Source organism: Phormidium sp. CCY1219 (assembly GCF_055795085.1).
On sequence record NZ_JAYFEQ010000160.1, the window covers coordinates 1 to 2491 of the forward strand.

1 protein-coding gene and 1 pseudogene are annotated in these 2491 nt (G+C 42.0%); one reads left to right on the forward strand and one right to left on the reverse strand.

The features are described from left to right. Positions 1-720, forward strand: a pseudogene (locus AC0QH1_RS00860) (hypothetical protein); the annotation flags it as partial. Between the two features lie 212 nt (positions 721-932). On the opposite strand, the gene AC0QH1_RS00865 reads toward AC0QH1_RS00860, so the two are convergent. Beyond that, a complete protein-coding gene (locus AC0QH1_RS00865) occupies positions 933-2060 on the reverse strand; it encodes a M15 family metallopeptidase (RefSeq protein WP_324628835.1) in 1128 nt (375 codons plus the stop codon). Positions 2061-2491: the final 431 nt, after the last annotated feature.

A 2491-nucleotide genomic window follows, 5' to 3' on the forward strand; every position in this document is an offset into this window, starting at 1 on the left:
CCTACGATTAGTCCCACATTAGCGGGAATATTGGATCGGGCGATTAAGTCTCATCCGCGCGATCGCTTCTCTAGTGCCAGGGAAATGTTGGATGCGATCGCCGCCCCCGCTTATACCGCCGCCGCGCCCCCCACTTTCGCCTCCCCACCACCTACAAGGGCACATCAACCACCTACAGCAGTATCTCTACCGACTACCAGTTTGTCTTCCCCCAGCGCTCCACCCTCTAAGGAACCCCAAGGAATGGGGAATTGGCAAAAAGCTGCGATTATGGGTGGTGTAGTCGGTGCTATTCTGATTGCTGCATCTGGAATCGGTTCGTTCTTTTTTAGCGATCGCTACCAAACCATGATATTGAATCCACCCAACAACCAGCAACAGCAAAGACGCAATATCTCTAATCAAGCTTTAGGATGGATGCGAATTGGTTCCGTTGACAATACCAACGATACTGCCTCAGTTGGTGAACCATTAATTCCCACCAACCAACCCGTCATCATTTCCCCTCCGGTTGTTCCGGCTATTGGAGACAAAGTAATTGTTTCAAATGGGGTTAATTTGAGACAAAATCATCCCCAGCCTCCTTACTACGAGCTAGAAGAGAAAATCAGTGTCTTGATGCCGGGACAAGAAGTCGTGATTTTGAAAGTAGCGACCTTTGTCGATCCTTATTCTCCGTCTCCAGAAACGAAAGTATGGGCAGAAGTCGGTTTACCTTAACTAAGTTCAGAGCGTCGGTGTAGTTTTAGAAAAAGTAGACAATACACTGGGTTTATGACTTTTTGGCTAAATCCTTAAATTTTTGTGCCAATAAACCCGGTTTATAACTTCTACTGAAATAACTCTATACAGCCCTGAATATTTTGAGCGTCGAAACTTAGTTTCTCCTATGCAAAAAGGGTATAAAGATTAAACAAATTATGTCATATTTCCTAAATTCCCGCTACTGAAAATTCATAGTGCATCGGGTCTTTTCTGCTTTTCCAATGCCCTCCCCATGAAAATCCCTGCTTTTTAAAAGCATTAGTTATCGCTTCTGGCTGTTGTTCCACAGAACCCATTGGATATTGCTTTGCATTGATATCGATCGCCAATCCCCAACTGTGGACTGATGGCTCATTTTTGCCTCGTTTCATGCGAATATTTAGACAGCCATTGTAGGTTTGAATTAAGTGCAATTTGTCCCTACTTATTAAATCTTCCCAGACTTGCCGCAGACGTTGGACAATCGCCTTATGGCATTCTACTTCCCATTCCCCACCATTAGGATTCTTTAGTCCTACGATCGTAATGTAATTGGTGACAAAATCTGGATCTAGAGGATTCCCATAATATTGGTACAACTGTTCGTAGCTGTCAGGAATTGGAGGATTTTCCAAGTCTATATCAATTATAGGTAACGAGTCATTTTTATTGTTGAAGTAATAAACATTGATGTCATAAACACCAGAATCTTGCACCTCAAAGAAGACTTTTTTTTCTGGGGTAATAAAGCGATCGCGCTTTTTACCTCCATCCCAAATTAAATAAGGATTAGATTCCGCCGTTTCAGTATTTATTATTTCAATTTCCACCCAACCAGTCGAATGGTTTTCCCAGATGTAAATTTCGTCTGCTTTTAGCCTGATTTGAGTAGAAGCCAACATAGCAAAAGAATCTTTATTTACTTCCCTGGGTAAAAAAGTTTTGACTTCTGAATTGGCATAAAACCGAAGTAATGAGCGTTTATCGTTTCGAGGACTGAGGGCAACAATATTGGCAACGGGTTGCCCAAAATAAGAGCTGCTATCTGATTCGATCTCTGTTGTAGCGACATTAATAAACTGAACGTCCCATTTTTGCATAGCACCCTGGGAGCCTGCTATCATGTTGAATAACTGAATTCCACTGAGGAGAATTACTACGGTTAAAATCAAAGAACTCAGAAATGAAAAAACGACTCTTCTCCGAGCAAGCTGGTGTTTGCGCTTACTATTCCTTGATTCAATAAGCCTTAACCTGCCATACTGACTCGGCAATTTGTGGCAGTATTTTGAATGGGTATTGTCAATTTTTTTCATACTAAACAAACGAGGGTGATCTCCAATGCTATATTAGCATAAAATTTATAAGAGTGCATAGATCGGCCTTCAATTATTGCATCTTTTATAGAAACGCTTGAATGTCGATGTATCGTCAAATCATTCAACTCCGACCCTCTCCTACTGAATTCTTTCTCCGCTAGTTGCTTTCCGTCAACATCAGACACAGGATCTATACCAAACAACCAACTATCGATGACCAATGACCAAAGAAAAAGACGTTCCTTAAAGATTGATTAAAAATTTCAGGCCGTGCCGAAGTAGAGTGATACAATCGAAAAAAGTTTTATCGATCCACTGAATCTATAATGAGACCCACATTACTCAACAACAGATATCGCATCCTGCGCGAACTCGGATCCGGCGGGTTCGGCGAAACCTTCCTCGCCGAAGACACCCAAATGCCTTCC

Coding starts and splice junctions, on each gene's coding strand:
- AC0QH1_RS00865 (WP_324628835.1), bottom strand. CDS start 2,060: ATGAAAAAAATTGACAATACCCATTCAAAATACTGCCACAAATTGCCG.